Here is a 17,282-nt window from a genome sequence, read left to right as displayed (position 1 = left end):
TTTTGGAAAAGATGAAGGGGCGGGGTGCGCCCCTTTTTCATGGGAGGAGAGGAACGATGTTGAAGGTTTATCTGTCTGGCGAGATTCACACCGATTGGCGTGAGCAGATCATTTCGGGTGCTGAGGGGCTGGATGTCACGTTCAGCAGCCCGGTGACCGATCACGCGGCCAGTGATGATTGTGGTGTGGCCGTTTTGGGCGCAGAGCCGAACAAGTATTGGCACGACCACAAGGGCGCGATGGTGAACGCGATCCGGACACGTAAGGGAATCTCGGACGCGGATGTGGTGGTTGTCCGGTTCGGTGATAAATACAAGCAGTGGAACGCGGCCTTTGATGCGGGCTATGCGGCTGCTTTGGGCAAGTCGATCATTGTGCTGCACGGCCCCGATCATCAGCACGCGTTGAAAGAGGTTGACGCTGCCGCGCTGGCAGTTGCGGAGGAACCGCGCCAGGTTGTGGAGATCCTGCGCTATGTTCTGACCGGCGCACTGCCGGGCTAGGTTACGAATAGGGCTTGCGCGCCGGGATGGTCGCAAGCCCCTTTGGGGTCAGTCGCGGGCGGGTGTCACCAAGCCCTTTTGAACGGCGGGGCGGTCAAGGAACCGATCCAGATAGGCCCTGAGATTGGCGTGGTCGTCCCACCCAACGACCTCTTTGGCACCATAGAAATCCAGCCCGCGCAGCCAGGGCGCGATGGCCATATCGGCGATCGAGTATTCTCCGGCGATCCAGTCCTGACCCTCGAGTTCCTGGTTCAGAACGTTGAGCAGGCGCTTGGCTTCATTGATATAGCGCTCGCGCGGGCGGGGGTCTTCGATCTCGCTGCCGGCGAATTTGTAGAAAAAGCCCAATTGTCCCAGCATCGGCCCAAGGCCACCCATCTGGAACATCAGCCATTGCGTGATGCGATGCTTGTCGGTGGCGGATTGGCCAATGAACTGCCCGGTTTTCTCAGCCAGATAGAGCAAGATCGCGCCACTCTCGAACACGCCAATGGGGGTGCCATCCGGGCCATTGGGGTCAATGATCGCGGGGATCTTGTTGTTGGGGTTGAGCGACAGAAACTCGGGGCTTTTGACATCGGCATCGGCCAGGGTGACCTTGTGCGCCTCATAAGGCAGGCCGGTTTCTTCCAACATGATCGAAGCTTTGACCCCGTTGGGTGTAGGGAAGGAATAGAGCTGAAGGCGATCGGGGTGTTGCGGTGGCCATTTGGCCATGATCGGGAAAGAGGCGGTGTCCAGCATGCGAAAGCTCCTGTTCGGGCGGTTCCGTTCGAGTAAGGCACGGAGCCGTGTATTTGTCAGCCCCCCAAGCTGTGCAGTGTAGGTCACCCTTTGTTTGCTGGCGAACAATGGGGAAAACTGCCGTAACTCGCACCTAGACCGATTTGCGTTTTTCACTCACAATTCAGCGAGTCCCGCGCGAAAGCCGCGGGATTGATGTTTGAGAAAGGAAATGCGCGTGGATGAAGTTGCAACACAGGTGGGTGCATTTGCGCCTCTGATCATGAGCGCGGTCAAGGCGCTGATCGTACTGATTTTGGGCTGGATCGTTGCTGGAGCAATCGCTGGCATGGTGCGGCGGCGCATCAACGCAACGCCGCAGATCGACCCGACACTAGGGAACTTCATGGCCAGCCTTGTCAAATGGGCGATCCTGGCGATGGTTCTGGTTGCTGTTCTCGGGATTTTCGGGATCCAGGCAACAAGCATCGTGGCCATTCTGGGTGCCGCGTCTCTGGCGATTGGTCTGGCGCTGCAAGGGACACTCAGCGACCTGGCAGCTGGTGTGATGCTGGTCGTGTTCCGTCCGTATAAACTGGGCCAGTTTGTCGACATCGGCGGGACAGCCGGGACGGTGAAAGACCTCAACCTGTTCACGACCGAATTGGTGACGCCGGACAATGTGCAGATCATCGTGCCAAACGGGCAATCCTGGGGGTCGATCATCACCAACTACTCGGCACATGACACGCGCCGTGTGGATTTGGTGTTCGGGATCGACTATGGCGACAGTGCGGATGAGGCGATGAAGATCATTCTGGACGTTGCGAACGCGGATGCGCGTATTCACAAAGATCCGGAGCCCTGGGTGCGTGTGACCAATCTGGGCGATAGCTCGGTCGATCTGACAGCACGTCTGTGGTGCGCAGCGGCGGACTATTGGGATGTGAAATTCGAGCTGACCAAAGCTGTGAAGGAAGCCTTCGATGCGAAGGGCGTCTCGATCCCTTATCCGCATTCGGTGGAGATCCACAAGGAGGGCTGAACGCTCCCGCCCGTCGCGCGGGCATTGGAAATGCCCTCCTCCTGTTGGGCCAAGCGCCGCACCTTCGTGCGGCGCTTTCGTTTTTGCGTATAGGGTGTCAATCAAGACCAACCGCGCCGCGCCAATAGGCGTGGCGCCATGCCCAACGCTTTAAATCGCCTTTTGGTAAAAAGGCGATTTCAGGGGCGTGAGTTGTTACGACTTGATCACCACATTGGGGGAGACAACGTCGATGCCAAGGGCTTTACCAACCGCATAGTAGGTCAGTTGTCCGGCGTGAACGTTCAGACCCGCCAGCAGGTGCGGGTCGTCCTGACAGGCCTGTTTCCAACCTTTATCGGCCAGCGCCAGCATGAACGGCATCGTCGCGTTGCCCAAAGCGATGGTCGAGGTCCGGGCCACCGCGCCCGGCATGTTGGCCACGCAATAGTGCATCACACCATCGACCTCGTAGATCGGGTCGGCATGGGTCGTTGCGCGCGAGGTTTCAAAGCAGCCGCCCTGGTCGATAGCCACGTCCACCAGCACCGCACCGGGCTTCATCGTCGACAGTTGCTGTCGACTGATCAGCTTCGGAGCGGCAGCGCCAGGGATCAGAACAGCTCCGATCACCATATCGGCGTCCTGGATCAACTCAGCAGTCGCGCCAGCCGTCGAGTATTGGTTCTTGAACTGCCCGCCGAATACGTCATCCAGATAGCGCAGCCGAGGCAGTGAGCGGTCAAGCACTGTCACATCTGCGCCCATACCTGCAGCGATCTTGGCCGCGTGGGTGCCGACGACACCGCCACCAATTACGACGACCTTGGCCGGCCCAACGCCGGGAACCCCGCCCATCAGTACGCCTCGGCCACCATTGGCCTTCTGCAGGGTCCACGACCCGACCTGAGGCGCCAGACGGCCCGCAACCTCGGACATGGGCGCGAGCAGAGGAAGACCGCCGCTTGCGTCTGTGACGGTCTCATAGGCGATTGCGGTACAGCCTGAGGCCAGCAGGTCGTGGGTCTGATCTGGGTCCGGGGCGAGATGCAGGTAGGTGAACAGCAACTGGCCTTCGCGCAGCATCTTACGCTCACCGGCCTGAGGTTCTTTGACCTTCACGATCATGTCGGCCGTGGCAAAAACCTCTTCTGCGGTGTCCACGATGCCCGCGCCAGCAGCGATATAGGCGGCATCGTCGAATCCAGCGCCAATGCCGGCACCAGATTCGATCAGCACGTCGTGTCCGCGCGCAACCGCTTCCTGCGCGGCGTTGGGCGTCATGCCGACGCGAAATTCCTGGGGTTTGATTTCCTTGGGGCAACCGATTTTCATCTGCACCGTCTCCGTTCATAGACTGCCTAAATTATGTGCAATTCAAGGCGCAATTTTTGTGAAACAAGACGGGGCTTTGTGTTTTTTGTCGGAAGATTTTCGCGTAAACTGAAGAAATCTCGCAAAGGACTTGCAGCAATGAGCCTAGACACGACTGATCGGAAGATACTTTCTGCGCTGCAGCGCAATGGCCGAATGTCGAATGCCGAGCTGTCAGAGCAGGTAAATCTGTCCCCCTCGGCCTGCCATCGCCGGGTACAAAGGCTTGAGGCTGACGGCTATATCCGCAACTACGTGGCTTTGCTGGATGCGCGCAAGATGAATGTACCGACTACTGTCTTTGTCGAGATCACGTTGCAAGGTCAGGCCGAAGAGGTTCTGGACGCGTTCGAAAAGGCGGTTTCGCGCATCCCGGACGTTCTGGAATGCCACCTGATGGCCGGAACCGCCGACTACATCCTGAAAGTGGTGGCCGAAGACACCGAGGATTTCGCCCGGATCCACCGTCAATACCTGTCACGGCTGCCCAAAGTGGCGCAGATGCAAAGCTCTTTCGCTTTGCGCACGGTGTTCAAGACAACCGCCCTACCGGTTTGAACGGCGCCTATTTTCTGCGCGTAGAAAGGCAAAGGACTGCCTTGCGTCAATTCTACGGCTTGTATCCCCGGGGCGGGGCGTCCAAAATTGAGACGACGAGACCCTCGCGCTGCGCCTCCCCGTGATCCCGGCAGCGCGATGTCATCAATTCATCTGATGACATCAGGCGGTTACACAAACCTGCCAGGGTGGGAACCCGAAGAATAATAAGGAGTTGACCTTGGCCTACGAAAACGATGGCGCCCCCAAAGACTGGTTGGAGGCTGAGCTGGAAGATACGCTGGATGAGGACTTCGAGATCGAATTCAGCGAGCCGATGCTGTCGATGGAAGTTCGCAAAATCTATCGGGAACAGCATCCAGACATGCTGGACCGAAAGGTCTATTTTCGAAACCTGCTGCGCCTTCAGGCCGAGTTGATCAAGGTGCAGGATTGGGTTCAGCACACCGGTGCCAAGGTCTGTATCCTGTTCGAAGGCCGTGACAGTGCGGGCAAGGGTGGTGTGATCAAGCGGATCACCCAGCGCCTCAATCCGCGCGTGGCGCGTGTGGTCGCCCTACCAGCCCCCAGCCGCCGGGAACAAAGCCAGTGGTATTTCCAGCGTTACGTGCCGCACCTGCCTGCGGCCGGTGAGATCGTTTTGTTCGATCGGTCTTGGTACAACCGTGCAGGCGTGGAACGGGTGATGGGCTTTGCGACCGAGGATCAGGTCGAACAGTTCTTTCAGGACGTTCCGGAATTTGAGCGTATGTTGGTGCGCTCAGGGATCATCTTGCTGAAATACTGGTTCTCGATCACGGATGAAGAACAGCAGCTACGATTCCTCATGCGTATCCACGATCCGATGAAACAGTGGAAGCTATCGCCGATGGACCTGGAATCCCGCATCCGGTGGGAATCCTACACCAAGGCGAAAGAAGATATGTTCTTCCGCACCAATATCCCCGAGGCGCCGTGGTACATTGTGGAAGGTAATGACAAGAAACGCGAGCGTCTGAACTGTATCGAGCATCTTCTGACCATGATCCCCTATACGGATGTTCCGCATGAGAGGGTCAATCTGCCCGATCGCCGCTACAATCCGGACTACGAACGCCGCGTTCTGCCGGACGAGCTGCACGTGCCCAAGATCTACTGATCGTACTGTTGGGATGCGAGGCAGCGGACTGCCTCGCATCAGGATAGGCCGTCAGGCGACGTCCATCATACAATCGAAATTGAAGAAGTTGACGAAGAAGACGTCTCCGGAGTCGTCAGACGCCATCTCCGGGCACGACGTGTCATCCGAGGATGGGTCCATATCGTCGACCATCACCAGATCCAAGTCATCCTCAGGTTCTTCCGGAGTCATTGCGTCGTCATTCCAAGCGAATTGATCCAACTGCGTCTGCAGCTGTTGAATGAACGCCTCAATTTCGGCGAGGAAAGCTGCTACGTCGAAACAACCGCTATCAGGGTCCTCGGTCTCGGTGACGTCTGTTTCGGGCTGTTCCGGTTCCGGATCTTCCGTCTCGGTGACATCGGTTTCGGGCAGTTCAGGTTCCGGGTCTTCGGTCTCGGTGACGTCTGTTTCAGGCTGCTCGGGCTCCGGGTCTTCGGTCTCGGTGACTTCAGTTTCGGGCTGCTCGGGTTCCGGGTCCTCTGTCTCTGTGACATCAGTTTCAGGTTGTTCCGGTTCCGGATCTTCCGTCTCGGTCACATCAGTCACCGGTTGTTCCGGAGTTGGATCTTCGGTTTCGGTCACATCTGTTTCCGGTTCCTCGGGCTCTGGATCTTCAGCCGTGGGCGGCGTCATGGCGGTGTCGTCAATGTCCAGCATGACCTCTGCGTCAGTCGTGGCAAAGTTCTGCGTCACCATGACTGCGTCAAAGCCCTGCATGTCGCCCGTCTCAACGCCGATCCCGATATATTTGAAATCGGGGTTCAGAATGTTGGCCCGGTGGCCGGGGCTGTTCATCAGGTTCTGATGCAGTTGCGCGACATCATCGCTGATGCCTGGGGCACCGCGCTCGGATTGCCAGGCGATATTCTCGCCCGTGCGCCAGCTGCCTTCCAGATCGAAACCGGCCGACTGCATGCGCTGGGTTGCGCTGGATCCGCCCGATCCGGTGTGGCTGAACCGGTCCGTATTCAGCATCCATGCGCTGTGGTCTTCTGATGACTCGTTAAGCTGTCTTTCAAGTTGCAGGGGGTCCAGACCGCGGGATGTGCGCTCTTGGTTGATGAGCGCCAGCATCTCTCGTTCTACTTCACTTGCTGTAGACATTTTTGCCTCCGTTTTATGTTTTGTCTGAGTGGACGAGCCCAGTTATCGGGGCCACCAAAGACATGAACAGAGAGGCGATGAAAATCGGCACTTTTCGGCGAGACGATGCAGCCGGACGCAGATTCGCTGCGCTGGAAAACGCCGAGAAAGAGGCGAGACTAAGGCTCGGCGAGTTATCGCACTGGTTGTGCAGGGGCGCGGGCAAAAACGCACTTAGGAACGACAAACCCCCGGGCGATGCCTCGGGGGTCGTCAAATAGTGTCATCCAAAGCTGGACGAGCGTCAGGTGCTTAGAGCAAACCTTCGCGCTGTGCTTTCTTACGTGCCAGTTTACGGGCACGACGGATCGCTTCAGCCTTCTCGCGCGCTTTTTTCTCGGACGGTTTCTCGAAATGTTGCTTCAGCTTCATTTCACGGAACACGCCTTCGCGCTGCAGCTTTTTCTTCAGGGCACGAAGCGCCTGATCGACGTTATTGTCGCGAACACTAACCTGCATGTGGTTGTCACCACCTTTCTAGATAGAGTTGCAAGGAAATTGCAGGAGTTGGCCGTATAGCAAAGCAGCTCTATCTTGTCTAGTACTGTGCCCAAGCACCGGAGACCCACCATGACCGTCACTTACGAAGACACCAAACAACAGCTGCTGGACGCGATCTTGATGCATGTTCCGTTCGATGGCTGGTCCGAGGCCAGTTTTCGCGCGGCCGTTGTTGATTGCGATCTGGATGACGGTCTGGCCCGTGCGATCTGCCCGCGCGGCGCGGTCGATCTGGCGCTGGCCTACCACACGCGGGGCGATCAGGTCATGCTGGATAGGATCAAGTCCACTGACATGAGCGAGCTGAAGTTTCGCGAAAAGGTCGCCGCCGCCGTTCGGTTCCGGCTTGAGGCGGTCGAGGACAAGGAACTGGTGCGCCGGGGCATGACCCTGTTTTCGCTGCCCAACCACGCCGCGGACGGGGCAAAGGCCGTTTGGGGCACCTGTGATCTGATCTGGGATGCACTGGGCGATACGTCGGATGATGTGAACTGGTACACCAAGCGCGCAACCCTGTCGGGGGTCTATTCGTCGACGTTGCTGTTTTGGCTGGGGGATGAATCGCCGGATCACCAGAACAGTTGGGCGTTTCTGGACCGCCGGATCGAAAACGTGATGCAGTTCGAAAAGCTCAAGGCGCAGGTGAACGGCAACCCGCTGCTCAAGCCCTTGCTGGCCGTTCCCAATTGGTTTGCAGCTCAGGTGAAACCACCGATGAAGATGCGGGCTGATTTGCCGGGGATGTTGAACCCGCGCAAGTAAGCATCTGGGCCTTTGCTTTTTGGCCTGCTAGGCATTGGGCAAAGGAGATTTACCCATGACTTCGCCTGAGACCCAGACAATGCGTGCCGTCGAAATCACCGAACCCGGCGGCCCTGATGTCCTGCAACTGACCGAACGACCGATTCCCGAGCCGGCGGCCGGGCAGGTTGTTTTGAAAGTGGCCTATGCTGGCGTGAACCGACCGGACGCGTTGCAGCGCGCCGGGGCCTATGATCCGCCTCCCGGTGCAAGCGATCTACCGGGGCTTGAGGCCTCGGGCGAAGTGGTTGCCTTAGGTGCGGGTGTTGAGGGGCTCTCGATCGGTGACAAAGTCTGCGCGCTGCTTCCGGGCGGCGGATATGCTGAATATGTCGCCACGCCCGCCGCGCATTGCCTGCCTGTCCCCGATGGCATGGACCTAAAGCAAGCCGCCTGCCTGCCCGAGACCTTTTTCACAGTCTGGTCGAATGTCTTCACACGCGGAGGCCTGAAAGCAGGTGAGCGGTTCCTTGTCCATGGTGGATCTAGCGGTATCGGGACGACGGCGATCCAATTGGCGAACGCGTTTGGCGCGCGTGTCTTTGCGACTGCGGGCTCGGCTGAGAAGTGCGAGGCCTGCCGCAGCTTGGGCGCCGAAAAAGCGATCAACTATCGGGATGAGGATTTTGTCGGGGTTATGCGGGCCGAAGGTGGCGCGAACCTGATCCTCGATATGGTTGGCGGCGACTATATCCCGCGCAACGTAAAGGCGCTAGCCGAGGATGGACGTCTGGTTCAGATCGCCTTTTTGCAAGGACCCGTGGCCGAGTTGAACTTTGCCCTGATGATGGTGAAACGCCTGACGCTGACCGGCAGCACCCTGCGACCGCAAAGCGATCTGGCCAAGGCAAAAATCGCTCAGGACCTGCATGAGGCCGTTTGGCCGCTGCTCTCTGCAGGCAAGGTCGCGCCGGTATTGCACAGCGAATTCCCTCTGGCTGAGGCTGCTGCTGCACACGCGCTTATGGAAAGCTCGCAGCATATTGGCAAGATCGTCCTGAACGTCGCGGGCTAGACACTTTTTGGGTCACGCAACGGCGCGCCGGTAGAGGTGCCATGTTGCGTGGCCCAGAACGGGTATAATGACGATCAGCCCCAGCAGCATCGGGATCGCGCCCAGCACCAGCAGGGTCGCGACGATCAAGCCCCAGCCCATGATGACGCCGGGATTGTGGCGAAGCACGCGAACGGATGTCACAACGGCCACGGGCAGCCCTACTTTACGGTCCAGCAGAAGCGGGAAGCTGACTACGCTGACCGCCAGCGCAATCAAAGCGAAAAAGAACCCGGCAGCGGTGCCAAAGATGACCATTGTCCACCCCGCGCCGGTGGTCAGAACCTCGGTCGCAAACGCGCCCAGCGAGGCAGGCGGTTCGGGGCCGAGCGTCTGCGCATAGACGCTTTGGGCGACCATCAGCCAGACAAGCAGCAGAAGGACCAAGTAGAACCCGAGCGCCAGAATGGCCCCGAAGGAGGGCGATCGGAATACGCCGAACGCGTCCAGCCAATGGACCTCTCCGCCTTGTTCGCGCTTGCGGCTGATTTCATAAAGACCAACGGCCGCGATCGGGCCGATCAGGGCAAAGCCTGCGATCAGGGGGGCCAGCAACGGCACCAAGTCCATGTTCATTGCAAAGCCGACCATCAAAAGCCCGGCAATAGGGTAGATCAGCACGATAAAGATCGCATCCGCGCGGGTTTCCAGAAAGTCCGTGTATCCGGCTCTCAGGCAGTATTTCAGGTCGTCGAATGTGAGTGGCTGCACCATGGGCAGATGGCGCACGTCCGAGCTGCCCAGGTGCGATACGCTTTCCGAGACGTGATCGCTGGTTGCTCCAAGGCTTTGGGCCGCCCAGCTGATCGGATTACCGATAGTTTTTGCCATTTTGTTCCCTTCCTTGGCGAGTGGTGCGCCGCAGAATGGATCCGGCTGAGGGTTGCTCCTGGCCGGACCAGCCGGCAACGCCTGCGTGCAGTATAGCACAGTTTTGGAAATTCCCGAATTGCCGCCGCCGCATCGCCCGGATTGTCTTGCCGCGCAGGCGTGTTAGCTTGAGCAAAGGCAAGAGGAGGTCAGAATGCAGCAAACTGCGCGAACAGTTGTCATTGAGGAATTCGGCGGACCTGAGGTCCTACAGATCAAGGACCAGCCTTTAGGCGATCCCGGCCCCGGCGAAGTTCGCATTCGCCACGAGGCGTGCGGGTTGAACTTCATTGATGTCTATCAACGAACGGGCCTCTATCCCCTTGAATTGCCGCATGCATTGGGCATGGAGGCTACAGGTGTGATCGAGGCGGTCGGCGAAGGTGTGACGCATTTGCAGCCGGGCCAGCGCGCGGCCTATGCCAGCGCTCCGTCCGGCGCCTATTGCGAGGCGCGGGTGATGCCCGCAGCGCAGGTATGCCCACTGCCGGATGGCATCCCTTCGGAAATAGCCGCCGGGATGATGTTGAAAGGTCTGACGGTTGAATATCTGTTCCATCGCACCACCCCCTTGAAGCGTGGCGACACGGTTCTGTTTCACGCGGCTGCGGGCGGTGTCGGCCTGATCGCCTGCCAATGGGCGAAATCCGAGGGCATCAAGCTGATCGGAACCGCAGGAACGGATGAGAAATGCAGTCTGGCGCAATTCAACGGCGCGGCCCATTGCATCAACTACCGGACCGAGAACTTTGCCGAACGCGTCGCCGAATTGACCGGTGGCAAGGGTGTCGATGTGGTGATGGATTCCGTTGGGGCCGATACGTTTGACGGCTCATTGGACTGTCTGAAGCCTTTGGGCATGATGATATCCTTCGGCAATGCATCCGGGCCGGTGCCGCCAGTGAATATCGGCATTCTCGGGCAAAAAGGCTCGCTCAAAATCACCCGGCCGACGCTGTTCACGCATATTGCGGACCATGCGGTCTGTCAGGCGATGGCGCGGCGGTTGTTTGGCAAGGTTCAGGGCGGCGAGGTCAAGATCCATATCGACCAACGCTTCCCTCTGGATCAGATTGCCGAAGCGCACCGCGCGCTAGAGGCGCGGCAAACCACCGGCAGCACAATTCTGGACTTGTAAACGCAAAGACCCGGCGCAGGACGCCGGGTCTGCTCCAGCACAAAACCGGAAAAATCAGAAGCGGTAGGCCGCTCGGATCTGCAGTGTTGTGGCGTCAACATCCACGCTGGACGAGTTGAAGTTGTCAAACTCGTGATACAGCAACTCGCCTGCGATGCTGACATTCGGGGCCACGATCTGCTCATAGCCTGCGCCGATGAACCAGCCGTCGTCGCTGCCCAGATTGTCGGTGCCAGCATCCGCATAGCCGCCAACGCCGTATAGAAGACCCTGAGGGTTCACCTTGTAGCCAGCGCGCACTTTGATCCGCCAGACGTCCTCGACAGTTGCGGGGCCGAGATCGATATTGGTCCAGTCATAGTCAAAGCCGCCGCCCACGACCCAGTCGCCCAGATCGTAGTCATATCCAAGGATGATACCGCCAATCGCGCCATCACCATCGACGCCCGAGACGCTGGTGTCCACGTCGATATAGCCCAATTGCAGACCGCCGTAGAACCCTGTCCAGTTGCCCGAGGATTGGGCCATCGCGGCCCCTGCCGCCAGGGTGGACGCCGCTGTCACAATTGCCAATCTGCCTATCATGTCTTGATCCTTTCATTCCAAATAACCGCGCGCCAATTTGTGGGTCTGGCTACGCATATCCATACTCAAATACGGCCCTGCCTCAGGACCGGATCATCGTTTGTGGCATATTCCGTACTAGGTCTTGGATCGTTCAGGCCGTTTGGCCCGATGTCCGCCCGTTAGACCCGGGCTTGTCTCAATAAGATAGTTAGCGTTTTCAAAGCTTCAAATAAAATGCGGCGGCAGATCACTCTGCCGCCGACGCGTGCTGTCAATTTCAGCGGATTATTGCTGCAGCTCAGCCGGGCTTTTGTCTGCGATGGTTTCCCAGTTGGTGCTGGCTTGCTCGATGAAGCCCGGAATGTCGCCTTCCCAACGTTCCTGGATGTCTTGCGACAGGTTCAGGTACAGTTTGTTGTCGACGATTTTCCAGTGGTTCGGGTCACCGTCGAACTTGAAGCCCATGGCCGCACCGAAGGCGCAGTATCCGCCATATGCAGGCAGGTAAGCCTCGGGGTTGGCTTCAAATGCCACTTTGTTTTCTTCCGACGAGAAGCGGTACAGAGCGTCGTTGTGCAGGGTGGTGATGCGGTAGTCGCCTTTGGTTGCTTCGCCAGCGGTGAAATAGGCAACCGGGTCATAGCCTTGCATCGCCAGACCAGTCGAGCTTGCGTTGAGTTCAACACCAGCCGCCAGGGTCGAAGTGGCTAGAGCAACAGACAGGGCAACGCCGCCGATCAGAGATTTAAACGTGTTCATAGCTTCACCTTTCGTGAAAGGGCCGCGCGATCTCGCCTGAATTGCGATTTGCGGACCCGGGGATTTTATCTTGTGAGGCCGGTAATTGGCCGCCACGGAATGCAGATGGGAGGCGGGTTGATCACGTTCAAAACAATGAATTGTGATTGTGCTGAGGCACAGAGGCGCTGTGCAAAAATGCGGAATATCAATCAGATATCCGGGATCAGCGCCAACACGAAATCCACCACTTTGCGGGCGGGCATTTCACAGGGACGCAGCAGCGCGCCGCTGTTTCGTGTCTGATAGAGGTTCAGGCTGATATAGTCCGTCCCGCCCAATTCATGCGCGACAAGCTTGTGGGATTTGCCCCCGGCCAGAACCTGCCGTGACACGACATAGCGCTTAGTGTCTGCTCGGCCAGTGAACGTACCGGTGGGCAGGGCGAAAAATGCCGTCAGAAAATCCTCTGGCGGGGTCACGATTTCCCGATTTTCGGCTCGGTCCGGGATTTGATGCGGGCGACGTTGTCCTTATGGCGCCAGTAGATCAGGAAGGTCAGGGCAATTCCGAGGATGAATGTCGAACCGTCTGTCAGGGTGATGATCCAAGTGGTTGACAAGGCCGCTGCGGCCAGCGCTCCGGCCGAGGACATGCGCCAGATCGCGACGGAGACCAGCCAGGTCAGACAGCAAGCAACGCCGACGCGCCAGTCCAGCGCCAGCCAAAGCCCGATGAAGGTTGCAACGCCCTTACCGCCCTTGAAGGCAAGCCAAACAGGCAAGCAGTGGCCAAGAAAAGCCATCAGGGCGGCAATCTGCGCCGCGTCCTCACCTGCATAGGCGCGGGCCAGCAGGACCGCCAGCGCCCCTTTGCCGCCATCCAACAGCAGCGTCAGCGCGGCGGCCGGTTTGCTGCCGGTGCGCAGAACATTTGTTGCGCCGATATTGCCCGATCCGATCTGCCGCAGATTGCCCAGCCCCATGACACGCGCGATGATCAGGCCGAAAGGGACCGAGCCGATCAGGTATCCCAGGGCCGCCCACAGGGCGAGTACGGTCATTGAGCTGTCGATTTCGGGCATCAGGTTCTCCGGTACACGTCTATGCCGGCCACATAGGTTGCAAGGACCTTACCCTGCATGCGCTGCCCGTCAAACGGTGTGTTCTGCGATTTCGATTTCAGGGCAAACCGGTCCAGCACAAAGGGCACATCTGGGTCGAACAGGACCAGATCGGCAGGCGCGCCCTGCGCTAGTCGCCCGCTGTCCAACCCCAACCGTTTCGCCGGATTCAGCGCGACGGCCCGGAAAAGAGTGGGCAGGTCCAATTGCCCTGCATGAAACAGGCGCAGGGCTGCAGGCAGGAAGGTCTCCAACGCAACCGCGCCCGAGGCGGCCTCTTCAAACGGCAGGCGTTTGCTTTCTTCGTCCTGCGGCGTGTGCATCGAACTGATGATGTCGATCAGACCCGTGCGCACCGCTTCGATCACCGCTTGCCGATCATCCTCAGACCGCAGGGGCGGCTTGACCTTGAAGAAGGTGCGATAGTCGGCCACGTCCAGTTCATTCAGTGTCAGATGGTGTATCGAGGTCCCGGCGGTGATGTCCAGCCCGTTGCGCTTGGCACGTTCCAGTGCGGGCAGGGCGCGGGCGGTGGTGATCTGGTCGGCATGATAGGCGGCCCCGGTCATCTCTAGCAGCGCAATGTCGCGGTCCAGCCCCATCCGTTCCGCCATGGGCGAGACGGCGGGCAATCCGCGCAGAGCAGCGAACTTGCCGCTGGTGACGGCGGCCCCTTTGCTCAGCCCTGGTTCCTGAGGGTGCGCGATGACCAGCGCGCCGCAGGATTTAGCATAGGTCAGCGCGCGGGAAAATACCTTGGTGTTGGTGATGACGTGATCGCAATCGGTGAAGGCGACCGCGCCCGCATCCTGCAGAAATCCGATCTCGGTCATCTCACGCCCCTCGCGACCTTTGGTGAGGGCCGCCATAGGCAGGACGTTGACAGGCGCGTCAGCTTGTGCCCGCCGGGTGGCAAATTCCAGCGTTTCGGGCGTGTCGACGGCTGGCAGCGTATCGGGGCGGGTGACGATGGTGGTCACCCCACCCGCCGCCGCCGCCAGACCAGCGGATTTGTAGCTTTCTTTGTGCCGCTCACCTGGTTCACAGACCTTGACGCCGATATCGACAATACCGGGGGCGAGGCATTTGCCGTCGCAGTCGATGACGTCACCGTTGATGGCAGGGGCGTCTCCATCGCCCAGCGCCACAATGCGCCCGTTTTCGGCGTGTAGCCAGCCCAAGCTGTCCGTGCCGGTCTCCGGGTTGATCAAGCGGGCATTGGTAAAAACGACAGAAGTCATGCTGAGGCCTCTCGGGCTTGGTTCAAAGCCGCCAAAGCGGCATCAGGGTCGGACAGGTATTCGAAGACAAGAAACAGGCGGCGCGAAAACACCACGTTCTGACCGCTGCGATGGTAGTTCAACGCGTGGTCGACGGGGATGTATTTGGGCCTGAAGATCTTGCTGATCCACCATGCATTGCGGGTGGTCACCACATAGACACGACACGTGCGCAGCAGGCGGTCGTACCACATGAGGAACGCAACGAACCCCGTGGACCCGATCAGTTTCCAATAGTCCCGCAGGGTATCGGCGAACCACGGGCTGGCCAGCCAAGCCAGACCGAGGCTGAGGATCAAAATCCGGTAAGCCCACCCCACATGGGGCGGAAAATACCCCTGATGCGGTTGCCCGGTCCAAAGGACCTCTTCGCCCTCAGGGATATAGGTTCGCCACCACGAGTCGCTCATCCCGCGGCCCTTTCAATGGCGGCCTTGGTGGCGGCAGGGTTCGCCTGATATTTAATGAGGTGCTTGTCACCGCCCCGTGTCACAACCTGAACAAAGCTGCCCATCGTATTGACGGCTTCGATCTGGTTCAGCGCGACGACCCGAGGGCCCGGGCCGGTGAGGGTGGTGTCAGACAATTCCCACGTATTGTTCAACTCTTCCGAGGCCAGATACCAGGCGCGCAATCCGATTGCGGCTAACCCGGCGGGCGCGCCAGTCCAGACATAGGGGTTGCCAATCAACCACAGCACCAGCATCGCACCCGCCATCGCAATGGCGGCGAGGGTCAGGTTGGTCTGGACATAGGCGCGTTTGTCCGGGGTGAAGGTCACAGGATCAGCCATAGGGCACCTCCGATAACAAGCAGGGCGAGAACCGCCATCAGGGCCGATCCGACACGGCGAGGGGCATCATTGTCGATGGGCACCTGCGGGGCCGAGAACGGCTTGACGCTTTCGGTTTCAATTGCACCGCCGGTCCAGTTCGTCGCCTCTTCGGTGAACAGACCCAGCAAATGCAGGCGAGGATCAGGGTTCAGCTGTGCCGCGCGCCCACCAAAGGCCGCGCTGCGCACGACCATGACCCAGCCTTCGATGGCTTCAAGCATGCTGCGGTCCAGTTGATCCTCGGATACGCCGCCGCCTTCGTGCAGGTAGCCATAAAGCCCAAGGTCTTCGAGGTCGGAGACCGGGAAGATATCGATTTGATCGTGGTCCAGACCATCAACACCCATAACCTGATCGGCCGCGCCGGGTTCGCGCAGGAACTTCGCCTCTTCCGGGCGCATGTCCAGCGCGAACAGGCGGATCACGCCGTGTTCATGGGGGGCGACGGTCAGATCGCTCATGCGACCTCGCGCAGGTTGCGGGCCAGAAGCTCCATCGCAGCCATACGTACGGCGACGCCCATTTCGACCTGTTCCTGAATGACCGAGCGGTTGATGTCATCGGCCAGTGTACCGTCGATCTCAACCCCGCGGTTCATCGGTCCGGGGTGCATGACAATGGCATCGGGCTTGGCTTGCGCCAGCTTGGCGGCGTCCAAACCGTAGCGGTGATAGTACTCACGCTCCGAGGGGATGAAGCCGCCATCCATCCGCTCTTTCTGAAGGCGCAGCATCATGACCACGTCGACGTCTTTTAGGCCCTCGTTCATGTCGTCATAGATCTCGGCGCCGAACTCGGCGAATTGCGAGGGGACCAGCGTCGGCGGGCCGATCAGGCGGATGCGGTTCTCCATCTTGCCAAGCAGGATCAGGTTCGATCGCGCCACGCGGGAATGTGCGACGTCGCCGCAGATCGCGATATTCAGGCGATGCAACCGGCCCTTGGCCCGGCGGATCGTCAGAGCGTCCAGCAAGGCCTGTGTCGGGTGTTCGTGCCGCCCGTCGCCCGCGTTCAGAACCGCGCAATTCACCTTCTGTGCCAGTAGGTCCACGGCGCCTGAATGAGGATGCCGCACCACCAGCAGGTCGGGATGCATCGCATTCAGTGTCATGGCGGTGTCGATCAGCGTCTCGCCCTTTTTGATCGAGCTGGCTTGCATCGCCATATTCATCACATCCGCGCCCAGCCGCTTGCCCGCCAGTTCGAAACTGGCCTGTGTGCGGGTCGAGTTCTCAAAAAACATGTTGATCTGCGTCAGACCCGACAGCACATCCGAATGCTTGGTCGACTGGCGGTTCAGGTCGACGTATTTCTCGGCCAGATCCAGAATGGCGGTGATATCGGATTGCGACAGATGCTCGATGCCAAGAAGGTGACGATGGGCAAAACGCATGGCGGGCTCCTGTCTGACAATCGGACCGCTTATAGAAAGCCACGCGGGCAGAGGCAACCTAAAGCGTTTCGGGTTTTATCTGAATCACTCTGCGACACGAATGTGCCCCCGAACGCCGCAGGCGTGGCAGGGTATTCGTGTCTCAAGTTAAACCCGAAACGCTCTATGGTTCTGACCCTTCGGGCAGTTTCTCGCACCCGCCTTCGGGCAGGCATTGCTCGCCGGGTTTGCACCACTTGCCGTAGCCGCAGTCGATGGCCTTGATCGGAACGCATCCCTGATGTTCCGAGCATTTGAAGCCGGGGCGGCATTGCGATCCGGTTTCCTCGCACAAGAACCATCCGGGACGTGTGCATCCGCCCCCCGGCAGGCAGGACGACCCGCGCGCGCAGGTCAGGCCGTCATCGCATACCTGCGGTGGGTCAAGGGCCTCAGGCAAACTCGGGTTCAAGTCAGGTATGGTTTTTTCACATTGCCCGCGCGCACTGCAAA

Annotated in this window: 22 protein-coding genes; 7 read left to right on the top strand and 15 right to left on the bottom strand. The window is 59.2% G+C overall.

The features are described 5' to 3' along the window. The first annotated feature begins 56 nt into the window (after positions 1 to 56). Positions 57 to 503, top strand: coding sequence for a YtoQ family protein (locus ACR0I8_RS15460; RefSeq protein ID WP_170379140.1), 447 nt, complete (start codon positions 57 to 59; stop codon positions 501 to 503). A 48-nt stretch (positions 504 to 551) separates the two neighbouring features. On the opposite strand, the gene ACR0I8_RS15455 is transcribed toward ACR0I8_RS15460, so the two are convergent. Next, positions 552 to 1,250 carry a glutathione S-transferase N-terminal domain-containing protein gene (locus ACR0I8_RS15455; RefSeq protein WP_170691606.1) on the bottom strand — a complete coding sequence of 233 codons (699 nt, stop codon included), beginning with the start codon at positions 1,248 to 1,250 and terminating at the stop codon, positions 552 to 554. 262 nt (positions 1,251 to 1,512) lie between these two features. Here ACR0I8_RS15455 and ACR0I8_RS15450 point away from each other — a divergent pair, with 262 nt between their 5' ends. After that, a complete protein-coding gene (locus tag ACR0I8_RS15450; RefSeq protein ID WP_425084416.1) occupies positions 1,513 to 2,274 on the top strand; it encodes a mechanosensitive ion channel family protein in 762 nt (253 codons plus the stop codon). A 195-nt stretch (positions 2,275 to 2,469) separates the two neighbouring features. Here ACR0I8_RS15450 and ald read toward each other — a convergent pair whose 3' ends face one another. Continuing rightward, the gene (gene ald, locus ACR0I8_RS15445) at positions 2,470 to 3,588 is read right to left on the bottom strand and encodes an alanine dehydrogenase (protein ID WP_170691604.1); all 1,119 of its coding nucleotides are present in this window, start codon (positions 3,586 to 3,588) and stop codon (positions 2,470 to 2,472) included. 138 nt (positions 3,589 to 3,726) lie between these two features. On the opposite strand from ald, the gene ACR0I8_RS15440 reads away from it, so the two are divergent. Continuing rightward, the gene (locus ACR0I8_RS15440) at positions 3,727 to 4,185 is read left to right on the top strand and encodes an Lrp/AsnC family transcriptional regulator (protein WP_170553779.1); all 459 of its coding nucleotides are present in this window, start codon (positions 3,727 to 3,729) and stop codon (positions 4,183 to 4,185) included. A 220-nt stretch (positions 4,186 to 4,405) separates the two neighbouring features. After that, entirely contained in the window at positions 4,406 to 5,323 is a 918-nt protein-coding gene (gene ppk2 / locus ACR0I8_RS15435; protein ID WP_170379135.1) for a polyphosphate kinase 2, read from the top strand. Positions 5,324 to 5,374: 51 nt separating this feature from the next. Here ppk2 and ACR0I8_RS15430 read toward each other — a convergent pair whose 3' ends face one another. Both ACR0I8_RS15430 and rpsU read right to left on the bottom strand, forming a co-directional pair. Beyond that, entirely contained in the window at positions 5,375 to 6,451 is a 1,077-nt protein-coding gene (locus ACR0I8_RS15430) for a CAP domain-containing protein (RefSeq protein WP_170691602.1), read from the bottom strand. Between the two features lie 291 nt (positions 6,452 to 6,742). Beyond that, entirely contained in the window at positions 6,743 to 6,949 is a 207-nt protein-coding gene (rpsU, locus tag ACR0I8_RS15425) for a 30S ribosomal protein S21 (protein ID WP_005614280.1), read from the bottom strand. 111 nt (positions 6,950 to 7,060) lie between these two features. Here rpsU and ACR0I8_RS15420 point away from each other — a divergent pair, with 111 nt between their 5' ends. Further along, positions 7,061 to 7,753 (top strand): COQ9 family protein, encoded by a 693-nt coding sequence (locus ACR0I8_RS15420; protein WP_170691600.1) that lies wholly within the window; start codon positions 7,061 to 7,063, stop codon positions 7,751 to 7,753. A 55-nt stretch (positions 7,754 to 7,808) separates the two neighbouring features. Next, on the top strand, positions 7,809 to 8,807 hold the full coding sequence (locus ACR0I8_RS15415; protein ID WP_170691599.1) for an NAD(P)H-quinone oxidoreductase: 999 nt from the start codon (positions 7,809 to 7,811) through the stop codon (positions 8,805 to 8,807). Between the two features lie 12 nt (positions 8,808 to 8,819). On the opposite strand, the gene ACR0I8_RS15410 is transcribed toward ACR0I8_RS15415, so the two are convergent. Continuing rightward, positions 8,820 to 9,677 carry a DUF2189 domain-containing protein gene (locus ACR0I8_RS15410; protein WP_170691597.1) on the bottom strand — a complete coding sequence of 286 codons (858 nt, stop codon included), beginning with the start codon at positions 9,675 to 9,677 and terminating at the stop codon, positions 8,820 to 8,822. 193 nt (positions 9,678 to 9,870) lie between these two features. Here ACR0I8_RS15410 and ACR0I8_RS15405 point away from each other — a divergent pair, with 193 nt between their 5' ends. After that, positions 9,871 to 10,854 carry a quinone oxidoreductase family protein gene (locus ACR0I8_RS15405; protein WP_170379126.1) on the top strand — a complete coding sequence of 328 codons (984 nt, stop codon included), beginning with the start codon at positions 9,871 to 9,873 and terminating at the stop codon, positions 10,852 to 10,854. 54 nt (positions 10,855 to 10,908) lie between these two features. Here ACR0I8_RS15405 and ACR0I8_RS15400 read toward each other — a convergent pair whose 3' ends face one another. The 10 genes from ACR0I8_RS15400 to ACR0I8_RS15355 all read right to left on the bottom strand — a co-directional run bounded on the left by ACR0I8_RS15400 (position 10,909) and on the right by ACR0I8_RS15355 (position 17,229). Beyond that, a complete protein-coding gene (locus tag ACR0I8_RS15400) occupies positions 10,909 to 11,439 on the bottom strand; it encodes a porin family protein (RefSeq protein WP_170639852.1) in 531 nt (176 codons plus the stop codon). 267 nt (positions 11,440 to 11,706) lie between these two features. Next, positions 11,707 to 12,180, bottom strand: a complete 474-nt coding sequence (locus ACR0I8_RS15395) for a YHS domain-containing (seleno)protein (protein ID WP_170553758.1) — start codon at positions 12,178 to 12,180, stop codon at positions 11,707 to 11,709. Positions 12,181 to 12,371: 191 nt separating this feature from the next. After that, positions 12,372 to 12,641, bottom strand: a complete 270-nt coding sequence (locus ACR0I8_RS15390; RefSeq protein ID WP_170691595.1) for a hypothetical protein — start codon at positions 12,639 to 12,641, stop codon at positions 12,372 to 12,374. After that, positions 12,638 to 13,243 (bottom strand): glycerol-3-phosphate 1-O-acyltransferase PlsY, encoded by a 606-nt coding sequence (gene plsY / locus ACR0I8_RS15385; RefSeq protein WP_170691593.1) that lies wholly within the window; start codon positions 13,241 to 13,243, stop codon positions 12,638 to 12,640. The genes ACR0I8_RS15390 and plsY overlap by 4 nt, the downstream gene beginning before the upstream one ends. Continuing rightward, the gene (gene pyrC, locus ACR0I8_RS15380; RefSeq protein WP_170691591.1) at positions 13,243 to 14,523 is read right to left on the bottom strand and encodes a dihydroorotase; all 1,281 of its coding nucleotides are present in this window, start codon (positions 14,521 to 14,523) and stop codon (positions 13,243 to 13,245) included. Before pyrC ends, plsY begins: the two co-directional genes overlap by 1 nt. Further along, the gene (locus ACR0I8_RS15375) at positions 14,520 to 14,972 is read right to left on the bottom strand and encodes a hypothetical protein (RefSeq protein WP_170691589.1); all 453 of its coding nucleotides are present in this window, start codon (positions 14,970 to 14,972) and stop codon (positions 14,520 to 14,522) included. Before ACR0I8_RS15375 ends, pyrC begins: the two co-directional genes overlap by 4 nt. Then, entirely contained in the window at positions 14,969 to 15,355 is a 387-nt protein-coding gene (locus tag ACR0I8_RS15370; RefSeq protein WP_170379112.1) for a hypothetical protein, read from the bottom strand. The genes ACR0I8_RS15375 and ACR0I8_RS15370 overlap by 4 nt, the downstream gene beginning before the upstream one ends. After that, a complete protein-coding gene (locus ACR0I8_RS15365; protein ID WP_170691588.1) occupies positions 15,340 to 15,858 on the bottom strand; it encodes a hypothetical protein in 519 nt (172 codons plus the stop codon). The genes ACR0I8_RS15370 and ACR0I8_RS15365 overlap by 16 nt, the downstream gene beginning before the upstream one ends. Next, positions 15,855 to 16,790 (bottom strand): aspartate carbamoyltransferase catalytic subunit, encoded by a 936-nt coding sequence (locus ACR0I8_RS15360; protein WP_170491099.1) that lies wholly within the window; start codon positions 16,788 to 16,790, stop codon positions 15,855 to 15,857. Before ACR0I8_RS15360 ends, ACR0I8_RS15365 begins: the two co-directional genes overlap by 4 nt. Before the next feature lie 163 nt (positions 16,791 to 16,953). Beyond that, positions 16,954 to 17,229: a hypothetical protein gene (locus tag ACR0I8_RS15355; protein ID WP_480703352.1), complete on the bottom strand. Its 276-nt coding sequence runs from the start codon at positions 17,227 to 17,229 to the stop codon at positions 16,954 to 16,956. Between the last annotated feature and the right edge of the window lie 53 nt (positions 17,230 to 17,282).

The sequence above is a fragment of the Ruegeria sp. BG9 genome (genome assembly GCF_056538305.1).
Note: the sequence above shows the minus strand (reverse complement) of the source record. Positions and strands in the feature narration are given on the sequence as shown.

What these genes read in the sequence shown, in the direction of transcription:
- ACR0I8_RS15460 (WP_170379140.1), top strand. Translation starts at nt 57, where the DNA reads ATGTTGAAGGTTTATCTGTCTGGCGAGATTCACACCGATTGGCGTGAG.
- rpsU (WP_005614280.1), bottom strand. Translation starts at nt 6,949, where the DNA reads ATGCAGGTTAGTGTTCGCGACAATAACGTCGATCAGGCGCTTCGTGCC.
- ACR0I8_RS15440 (WP_170553779.1), top strand. Translation starts at nt 3,727, where the DNA reads ATGAGCCTAGACACGACTGATCGGAAGATACTTTCTGCGCTGCAGCGC.
- plsY (WP_170691593.1), bottom strand. Translation starts at nt 13,243, where the DNA reads ATGCCCGAAATCGACAGCTCAATGACCGTACTCGCCCTGTGGGCGGCC.
- ACR0I8_RS15415 (WP_170691599.1), top strand. Translation starts at nt 7,809, where the DNA reads ATGACTTCGCCTGAGACCCAGACAATGCGTGCCGTCGAAATCACCGAA.
- ald (WP_170691604.1), bottom strand. Translation starts at nt 3,588, where the DNA reads ATGAAAATCGGTTGCCCCAAGGAAATCAAACCCCAGGAATTTCGCGTC.
- ACR0I8_RS15405 (WP_170379126.1), top strand. Translation starts at nt 9,871, where the DNA reads ATGCAGCAAACTGCGCGAACAGTTGTCATTGAGGAATTCGGCGGACCT.
- pyrC (WP_170691591.1), bottom strand. Translation starts at nt 14,523, where the DNA reads ATGACTTCTGTCGTTTTTACCAATGCCCGCTTGATCAACCCGGAGACC.
- ACR0I8_RS15410 (WP_170691597.1), bottom strand. Translation starts at nt 9,677, where the DNA reads ATGGCAAAAACTATCGGTAATCCGATCAGCTGGGCGGCCCAAAGCCTT.
- ACR0I8_RS15430 (WP_170691602.1), bottom strand. Translation starts at nt 6,451, where the DNA reads ATGTCTACAGCAAGTGAAGTAGAACGAGAGATGCTGGCGCTCATCAAC.
- ACR0I8_RS15395 (WP_170553758.1), bottom strand. Translation starts at nt 12,180, where the DNA reads ATGAACACGTTTAAATCTCTGATCGGCGGCGTTGCCCTGTCTGTTGCT.
- ACR0I8_RS15360 (WP_170491099.1), bottom strand. Translation starts at nt 16,790, where the DNA reads ATGCGTTTTGCCCATCGTCACCTTCTTGGCATCGAGCATCTGTCGCAA.
- ACR0I8_RS15370 (WP_170379112.1), bottom strand. Translation starts at nt 15,355, where the DNA reads ATGGCTGATCCTGTGACCTTCACCCCGGACAAACGCGCCTATGTCCAG.
- ACR0I8_RS15365 (WP_170691588.1), bottom strand. Translation starts at nt 15,858, where the DNA reads ATGAGCGATCTGACCGTCGCCCCCCATGAACACGGCGTGATCCGCCTG.
- ACR0I8_RS15450 (WP_425084416.1), top strand. Translation starts at nt 1,513, where the DNA reads ATGAGCGCGGTCAAGGCGCTGATCGTACTGATTTTGGGCTGGATCGTT.
- ACR0I8_RS15400 (WP_170639852.1), bottom strand. Translation starts at nt 11,439, where the DNA reads ATGATAGGCAGATTGGCAATTGTGACAGCGGCGTCCACCCTGGCGGCA.
- ACR0I8_RS15420 (WP_170691600.1), top strand. Translation starts at nt 7,061, where the DNA reads ATGACCGTCACTTACGAAGACACCAAACAACAGCTGCTGGACGCGATC.
- ACR0I8_RS15455 (WP_170691606.1), bottom strand. Translation starts at nt 1,250, where the DNA reads ATGCTGGACACCGCCTCTTTCCCGATCATGGCCAAATGGCCACCGCAA.
- ACR0I8_RS15375 (WP_170691589.1), bottom strand. Translation starts at nt 14,972, where the DNA reads ATGAGCGACTCGTGGTGGCGAACCTATATCCCTGAGGGCGAAGAGGTC.